At 63.5% G+C, this 7,368-nt stretch carries 8 protein-coding genes; 4 read left to right on the top strand and 4 right to left on the bottom strand.

Annotated elements, in window-relative coordinates:
- Together LQT98_RS22230 and LQT98_RS22235 are read left to right on the top strand one after the other, a co-directional pair.
- Positions 1–840, top strand: an 840-nt coding sequence (locus LQT98_RS22230; RefSeq protein ID WP_231465275.1) for an alpha/beta hydrolase, incomplete at its 5' end; no start/stop codon positions are given.
- A 123-nt stretch (positions 841–963) separates the two neighbouring features.
- Positions 964–1,599, top strand: coding sequence for a LysE family translocator (locus tag LQT98_RS22235; protein WP_231465277.1), 636 nt, complete (start codon positions 964–966; stop codon positions 1,597–1,599).
- Between the two features lie 164 nt (positions 1,600–1,763).
- Here LQT98_RS22235 and LQT98_RS22240 read toward each other — a convergent pair whose 3' ends face one another.
- From LQT98_RS22240 to LQT98_RS22250, 3 genes are read right to left on the bottom strand one after another with little or no spacing between them, the layout of a single operon-like run.
- Positions 1,764–2,075 (bottom strand): hypothetical protein, encoded by a 312-nt coding sequence (locus LQT98_RS22240; RefSeq protein ID WP_231465279.1) that lies wholly within the window; start codon positions 2,073–2,075, stop codon positions 1,764–1,766.
- 10 nt (positions 2,076–2,085) lie between these two features.
- Complete coding sequence (locus LQT98_RS22245; RefSeq protein ID WP_231465281.1) at positions 2,086–2,691, bottom strand: hypothetical protein; 606 nt, start codon at positions 2,689–2,691, stop codon at positions 2,086–2,088.
- 43 nt (positions 2,692–2,734) lie between these two features.
- Complete coding sequence (locus tag LQT98_RS22250) at positions 2,735–3,463, bottom strand: hypothetical protein (RefSeq protein ID WP_231465284.1); 729 nt, start codon at positions 3,461–3,463, stop codon at positions 2,735–2,737.
- Positions 3,464–3,670: 207 nt separating this feature from the next.
- On the opposite strand from LQT98_RS22250, the gene LQT98_RS22255 reads away from it, so the two are divergent.
- Positions 3,671–4,192, top strand: coding sequence for a hypothetical protein (locus tag LQT98_RS22255; protein ID WP_231465286.1), 522 nt, complete (start codon positions 3,671–3,673; stop codon positions 4,190–4,192).
- Positions 4,193–4,264: 72 nt separating this feature from the next.
- Here LQT98_RS22255 and LQT98_RS22260 read toward each other — a convergent pair whose 3' ends face one another.
- Positions 4,265–4,681 (bottom strand): hypothetical protein, encoded by a 417-nt coding sequence (locus LQT98_RS22260; RefSeq protein ID WP_231465288.1) that lies wholly within the window; start codon positions 4,679–4,681, stop codon positions 4,265–4,267.
- Positions 4,682–5,046: 365 nt separating this feature from the next.
- Here LQT98_RS22260 and LQT98_RS22265 point away from each other — a divergent pair.
- Positions 5,047–7,368 (top strand): alkaline phosphatase family protein (locus LQT98_RS22265; protein ID WP_331282579.1); only part of this gene is annotated, 2,322 nt, incomplete at its 3' end.

Here is a 7,368-nt window from a genome sequence, read left to right on the forward strand (position 1 = left end):
CAACAGCATGGCCCGCTGGCGCGCGTCGCGCGGGTGGAGGTGTTCCAGCTGAGGGCGCGGGACGGCCACCCGCTGCGCGTGATCGGCTATTGGCCCGAGGCCTGCGCGGCGCGCGACGCGGCGCAGCCGGCGCTGGTGTTCGCCCATGGCGGCGGCTGGTGCCTGGGTTCGGCCGAGGTCTACGACAACCCCTGCCGCGCGCTGGCCCAGGCCACCGGCTGCGTGGTGTTGTCCGTCGACTACCGGCTGGCGCCCGAGCACCGCTATCCGGTGCCGCTGCACGATGTGTACGACGCGCTGTGCTGGGCCTTTGAAAACGCGCAAGCGCTAGGTCTGGACCCCAAGCGGCTGGGCGTGGCCGGGGACAGCGCCGGCGGTAACCTCGCCGCCGCGGCCTGCCTGCTGGCGCGCGATCTGGCGGGCCCGGCCATCGCCCATCAACTGCTGATCTACCCGGCCTTGAGCCACCAGATGGACAGCGCCTCCTATCAGGCTTACGGCGATGGCTATTACCTGACGCGGGAGCTGATGCGTTTCTGCTTCGATACCTATCTGGCCGCGGCCGAGGAGGGCGGTTCGCCTTATGTGTCGCCGCTGCTGGCGACTAGCCTGGCCGGCCTGCCGAGCGCGACCATTCTGACCGCCGAGTTCGATCCCTTGCGCAGCGAGGCGGAGGACTACGCCGCGCGGCTGAACGCGGCCGGCGTCAAGGCGACGCTGCGGCAGCTGGACGGCATGGTCCATGGCTGCATCCACATGCTGGGGCTGACGCCGGCCGCGGGCGCGCTGTTCGACATCGCCGGCGGCCAGCTGCGGAAAGCGCTGGGCCTGAGCGGCTGAGCAGCGGCGGGGGCGCGAGAAGTGAACACGGCCGGGGCTGGAGTCGTGTAGCATAAGCGCTCCCCGCCGCCGCAAGGGCGCGCGGGAACGGGGTGAAATCCAAACCTATCATTGGGAGCGACAATGCCGGAATACTCGAATCTGCTTGCTTTTGCGCTGGTCTCATTGGGCATGGTCATCACCCCCGGCCCCAATATGATGTATCTGATCTCGCGCTCCATCTGCCAGGGCAAGCGGGCCGGGCTGATTTCGCTGGCGGGCGTGGCCTTGGGCTTCGTGTTCTACATGCTGTGCGCGGCCTTGGGCATCACCACCCTGCTATTGGCGATCCCCTATGCCTACGACGCTCTGCGCATTGGCGGCGCGGCTTACCTGCTGTACCTGGCGTGGCAGGCCTTGAAGCCCGGCGGCCGTTCGCCGTTCCAGCTGCGCGAACTGACGCCGGATAGCAGCCGCAAGCTGTTCATGATGGGCTTTCTGACCAATCTGCTGAACCCAAAAATCGCCGTGATGTATCTGGCGCTGCTGCCGCAATTCCTATCCCCGGCCGGCGGCAATGTCTTGTCCCAGTCGCTGCTGCTTGGCTTCACCCAAATCCTGATCAGCGTCAGCGTCAATGCCATCATCGCGCTGAGCGCCGGCTCCATGGCCGCGTTTCTCGTCAAGCGCCCGGCCTGGGGCGTGGCGCAACGCTGGATCATGGGTTCGGTGCTGGGCGGGCTGGCGCTGAAGATGCTGTTCGAGAAACCGCGCTACTAGCCGAGCCTCGGCGCAGCGTTAGAACGTGTTTACGCTCTCGCGAGCCAAGGCGAGACCAGGCGGAAACGAGCGAAAAAGCGGAATGTGCTCGTGGTACATGGGCATTTCGAAGACGTACTCACCGTGTGACGTTTCACGACGCGCGGCAGATCGTAAACAGGTTCTTACAGCGCATGTCGTTCAATGATGGCGGCCAGCGCGTCGAATAGCTGCGGCAGATTCTGGGCCGTGCTTTCCTCCAGCGGCTGATCCCAGTTTTCATGCTGGATCACATAAATGCGGAAGCGGCCGCGCGGATCGAATTCCGGATACCAGCCGACATCGACCAGGGTGTCTAGCGACGGGCAGCTGATCTGCAGCATGTCTTCTTTCAAGGAAAACAGGAACTCCTCATCGCCAAGGTCGAAGGTTTCATCGACATCGCTGAGCGCGTCGTAGCTGATAATGGAGCGGGATAGCTGGAGCTTGTTTTTCATTGAGCCTGCTTTACTGAGTGTCTAGGTGGTGCTGGAGCCAGTGTTCCAGCTGGCTGTTGCCAAGAGAGCGGGCCGCCGCGAGAAGCGCCTGCTGTTCATCGGCGGTGATGGTGTTGCCGCTGTCGCGGATGACGCGCAGGCAATCCATGGCCGCATCCTCGCCGTGGATATTGATCACGGCTTGATACCACGGGCTGGATTTGAGCAGCGGGCTTGCTACCTCGGCGCCCTGGGCGATGAGGCGGCCGGTTCTATGAGCGTTGCCTAGTTTGGCGGCAATGGCTAGCGGGCTCAGTCCATTCCTGTCTTTTGCGTTCAAACGCCGAGTCTGAGCGAAAAAAGCCAGCACTTTCTCAAAACAGACATCGGAGCCGCCGGCGGTGGCCGTGTGCAATAAGCTGAACCCGTTCCGGTCCTCTTGCGCGAGCAGATGAGGGTGCTTGGCCATCAGGTAGTCCAGGGCGTGTTCCCCTCCCGCCACGATGAACAGCACCGGAGTGCCATCGATATCCTGTTTGGACTCCATGAGGGGGATGAGGTCTTTGATGGCGTGATCCCTGCCTTGGGCAAGTTCTTCTTCTGCTTCGAATAGCTTGATAAAGTCGCTGTCATCCATTGCGGTGTCATCTGTCGTGAGTTGCGGGCTTTGCCCGCCTGGCTCATAAGGCGTGAATCATGGCCCGATATTCATCGCGGGCTCGCGGATTGATGGCAAGGCCTTGTTCCCCCTCCCGGCTCAGGAATGCGATCAAGTAGCGGCGTTCGTCAGGATTCAACACCTGCTGCCAATGATGAATAAAGTCCAATGCCTGGCCATCCTCTAACAAATGCTTGAACGCGGAGCAGAGGCCGTCTGGCACTTCGGCGGTGATGCTTTTCAAATAGCCATCCCATTCGGAACGGGCGTTTTGCCACAGGACCTTGATGGCCGACCAGTCCAGCGAGTGGGCGGCGGGCGTCGTCAGGCCAACGGGCTCCACCTTGGCGGCGATGCCGAGCAGAATGTCGTCCAGGGCTTGCGTCAGACAGGCGGTGTTCAGCCAGTAAAGGTGCGCGCAAGTGCTGGCGAGGAAGTTTTCGGCAAGGGTTCGTTGCTCATCGACATTTTCCAGGATTCGTATCAGCCGCTTGGTTTTCTTGATGGCGTCGGTGTCGTCGATACTATTTTCCAGCTGTGCCAGAAAGCGTTGCTGAACGCCAGCGATCCCTTCCGCGGAGAAGTCCGCCGTTTCGAAATAACAGACGCCATCGGCCATGATGGCCAGGCTCGTCTCCCTGGCGATACGCCGTATCTCTTCCATGGATGGCCTGTGCGGCTTCTCGAACAAATATGGGCTGAAGCAGTCGGAACTGAGCAGGAAAATGAGATCGTGGATGGAAAATATCATGAGGTTGCGGCGGCAATGAGAGCAGGCGGTTTGCGGGATTCTAACGTTTTGCCCCGGCAGCGCCCAGCCTGGGCTGATTTCATCCCGCGGCGGCTTGCATGCGGATTGAAGATAGGCACAGAACTAGGGCACTATATTCCACCCCATGCTCCCGCCGCTGCGTGATGCCGGCCGGGCGTGAATATTCCGTAATGGCAATGTTGAGCAATGACCGATTTACATTCTTCCAGCCAAACCCTGCTGACCGGGTTTCGCATCGTATTCCATACCCAGCTCATAGTGCTGCCGGTGTCCATCGCCATGAGCTGGGTCCTGTACCACGACCCGCATGGCGGCATGCATCAGGATTTGATCGGGAGCTGCGTGCTGCTGCTGGGCATCAATCTGATGGCCTTTGTTGCCGGTTGCGGCGTGTTTTTGCAGCGGGTGCGGCTGGACTGGCTGGGCCGCAAGATCGCTTATGTGGGGGTGGAAACAGAATATCGCTGGCGCGAGGTCGATGTCGCCGCCATTGATGCCGTTCGTTTTCTGACGTACGGCCAGGGCAATAGAGGAGTGGTGGATCGCCTGTGGCTGAAAGCGGATACCCATCCGCGCGGCGGCTTGCGGCTGCTGGATTCTCGCGTCAGCCCGCTGTTCAAGCGGCGGCCCTCGCCCTTGTTCAGCCTAGTGGTGGAATTCGTCAGGGCGCAGAACCCCGAGGCCAGCCTGCCGCCAACTTTGGTGTAGCGCCACGGCGCGGCTGGCCGCCAAAAGAAACACCCCGCGGGCGGGGTGTTTCTTTTTTAGGCGCTGCTTAAGTTATTTACTATTTCCCGGACGTTTGGCCATCATCTCGCGCAGCGCGTCCTCCTGAGTGTTGAGACGGTCGATGTAGTCGAAGATGTCGATCGGGAACAGCAGCACTTGCTCGATCAGCGCGAAGAAGCCGGCCCAATAACCCTTGCTCGCGCCCTGGACCTCGAAGTCGACGTCGCCGGCGATGCGCCCCAGCAGGATATTGCCCAGGTTGTTGGGATTGTCCTGCAGATACTGGATGTAGTGGCCGGCGAATTCGCGGCCGATGCGATAGGCCTTGTGATAGTCGTCGGCGGGCGGCACTTGCCAGCAGTGCACGCGCGGACGGTCCGGCACGAGGGCGGCGAAGGGCAGTTCCTGATGGGGTACGGGCTGGGTGCCGGGACGGTAGTGGCGACGGCTTGGAAAGGTTTGGGACATGGTGCTTCTCCTGTCGTTTACAAGATCAAGACACCTGAACCCGTTAATGGGCGCAGGATCGACGTCTAGCAATTCATCGTCATGGAGGATGCTGCTTGCCATGAAGATGCGAGCGGAAGCCAAGGCTTCGGCGCGGCCGAGGTAATACCAGACGCCAATCTGGATGCCGCGGTTGTGGCGGCATGGGGGGATTGTGCCCAGCGGCAGCGGGGCGGTCAAGGCGGCGACTAGGTAGTTTGCCGGGCAGCGCTGTCGTTGGCTGGCAAATATAGTTAGAACCAGTCCAAAGTCCGCCGCGCGGAATGGCGCGGCGGGCGTCGCCATGGGCTAGAACGCGGGCTTGCTGCAATGCCGGGAGACACGCAATGAACGATCCAATCCGCCACGTCGTGGTGCTGATGCTGGAAAACCGGTCCTTCGATCATCTGCTGGGCGATCTGGACCAAAAGTTGCTGGGGCTGGAAGGCGTGAAGAATGCCCAGGCCTATGTGGCCCGGCATCCCAGCCATATTCCCGGCGATCCGGCGCCGCTGCCGTTCAGCGGCAATGCCAAGGCCAGCCTGGACGCCAAGTCGCTGGGGGAGGCGGCGGATTTTGATCCGAGCCATGAGTTTCTGGATGTGAAGGCGCAACTGGGCGGCGATCTGGCCGCACCGGTGATGAACGGCTTCGCCGCCAATGCCTACGGGGTGTTCAAGACCAAGTTCAAGCCCGAAACGCTGCGCGACAGCATCAGCCAGGCGATGGCGTATTTCCCGCTGAATACCAGCGCCACGGGCGCGATTCCGGTGTTGCAGTCGCTGGCGCAGCAGTTCGTGGTGTGCGACCACTGGTTCGCGTCGATTCCCGGCCCCACCTGGCCCAACCGCTTTTTCGCGGTGGCCGGCACCACCAAGGGCAATCTGCGCATGCCGGAGGGGGTGGCGACAATCCCCACGCTGTTCCGCCACTACGACATGGACACCATTTTCAACCGGCTGCACGATGCCGGCAAACGCTCGCGCATTTATTACCACGATATCTCGCTGTCGCTGCTGCTGCGGCAGACCTGGGATATCCCGGACCTGCGCCAGCGTTTTTCCGGCTTCGCCGCGGATGTGGCGCAAGCGCAGCCGAATGATTTTCCCGAGTTCGTGTTCATCGAGCCGCGCTTCTTCCAACTGCCCTTTGCCGACAAGCCCAATGATCAGCACCCGCCGCACGATATCGGCCTGGGCGATCAACTGATCGCGGATGTCTACGCCGCGCTCAGCGGCAACCAGGCCTTGTGGCGGGAGACCTTGCTGGTGGTGGTTTATGACGAGCACGGCGGCTTTTTCGATCATGTGGCGCCGCCGCCGGCGCTGCCGCCGGATGACTGGGTCGCGCCCAAGGGGCCGGACGGCGATCTGGGCTTCGGTTTCGATCGCCTGGGCGTGAGGGTGCCGGCGGTGCTGGCGTCGCCGTGGCTGCAGCCGGGCATCGATCATGCGGTGTACGACCACAGCAGCTTGCTGGCCTATGTCTGCAATAAATGGCAGCTGCCGGCGCTGGGCGCGCGCTGCCAGGCGGAGATGCTCAAGCAGCCGTTCTCGGGCTTGTTCCAGGCCAGCCCGCGCGCCGCGTCGCCGGTGCTGACCGCGCGCGCGATGGGCGCGGAGCGGGCGCTGGCGCAGGAAGCCGCCGCGCCGGCGCAGCCCAATGGCAATCAGCTGGCCCTGGCCTATATGGTGGATTTTTTGGCGGACTATCTGGGCGTCGGCGATACCGAGCCGGGCGCGCGCGCCTTGCTGTCGCCGCAGGCCGCCAGCGCGGACGGGCTGCTGCGCAAGGTGGACAAGATCGAGGCGCGGCTGAGCGATCAGGCCAGGGCCTCGGCCTTGCTGCAAGCGGTGCCGGCGCCGCGGGAGGCGGCCGGCCCGATCAAGGTGTGGATGGTGCATGGGGTCGGCCATCAGGACGCGGCGGAGCAGCAGGCGTGGAAGGAGCGCTGGGAACAGGCGTTCAGCGCCAGCGCGCGCCAGGCGGGCTGTAGCCGGGCCTTCCAGTTTCAGTACGCGGATTACGACGCGGTGTTCCAGCAGTATCCGCTGGACGCCTGGACCATCGCCCGCGGCCTGGCCGCGCTGGCGGCCGGAGCGTTGACGCCGCAGGACGACAAGGGCCTGCTGGACGGCCTGGACCAGATGGGGAGCGTGTTGCGCTGGACCGCGGGCATGACCTTGCAATGGGTGGAGAACGCGGACTTGCGAGCGGCGCTGGCGGCGACGCTGAGCCAGCAGTTCGATGCCTTCCAGCCGGACCTGGTCTGCGCCCACAGCCTGGGCAGCATGGCCTGTTACGAGTTGTTCCGGCGCATGGTGGCCGGCGGCGAGGCGGCGGCGCTGAATGGCCGCGGTCTGTTGACCTTTGGCTCGCAGCTGGCGAATCCGGCGGTGCGCCAGGCGCTGGGCGGCCGGCTGGAGCCCTTGTACGACGCCGACGGCCAGGGCATCAGCCAATGGTTTCAGCTATACAACCCGCTGGACCGGGTGTTCACCTGGCCCTTGCCCTGGCAGGACGCCCGCAGTCATGTGCTGACTCAGTCCTTCTCCGACCCGCCGCTGAACCACGACGGCGCGGTCTACCTGGCGCAGTCGCGGCTGAGCGGCGAGGCGCTGCCGCAGTTGCTGCCGCTGGCGGCGCCGGCGCCGCGCTCGGTCCAGGCC

Source organism: Chromobacterium aquaticum (assembly GCF_021129195.1).
In the GTDB taxonomy this organism is placed as follows: Bacteria; Pseudomonadota; Gammaproteobacteria; order Burkholderiales; family Chromobacteriaceae; genus Chromobacterium; species Chromobacterium aquaticum.

Bases quoted from the DNA above. Each gene is read 5' to 3' on its own strand.
- LQT98_RS22245 (WP_231465281.1), bottom strand. From the start codon at position 2,691: ATGGATGACAGCGACTTTATCAAGCTATTCGAAGCAGAAGAAGAACTT.
- LQT98_RS22235 (WP_231465277.1), top strand. From the start codon at position 964: ATGCCGGAATACTCGAATCTGCTTGCTTTTGCGCTGGTCTCATTGGGC.
- LQT98_RS22255 (WP_231465286.1), top strand. From the start codon at position 3,671: ATGACCGATTTACATTCTTCCAGCCAAACCCTGCTGACCGGGTTTCGC.
- LQT98_RS22240 (WP_231465279.1), bottom strand. From the start codon at position 2,075: ATGAAAAACAAGCTCCAGCTATCCCGCTCCATTATCAGCTACGACGCG.
- LQT98_RS22250 (WP_231465284.1), bottom strand. From the start codon at position 3,463: ATGATATTTTCCATCCACGATCTCATTTTCCTGCTCAGTTCCGACTGC.
- LQT98_RS22260 (WP_231465288.1), bottom strand. From the start codon at position 4,681: ATGTCCCAAACCTTTCCAAGCCGTCGCCACTACCGTCCCGGCACCCAG.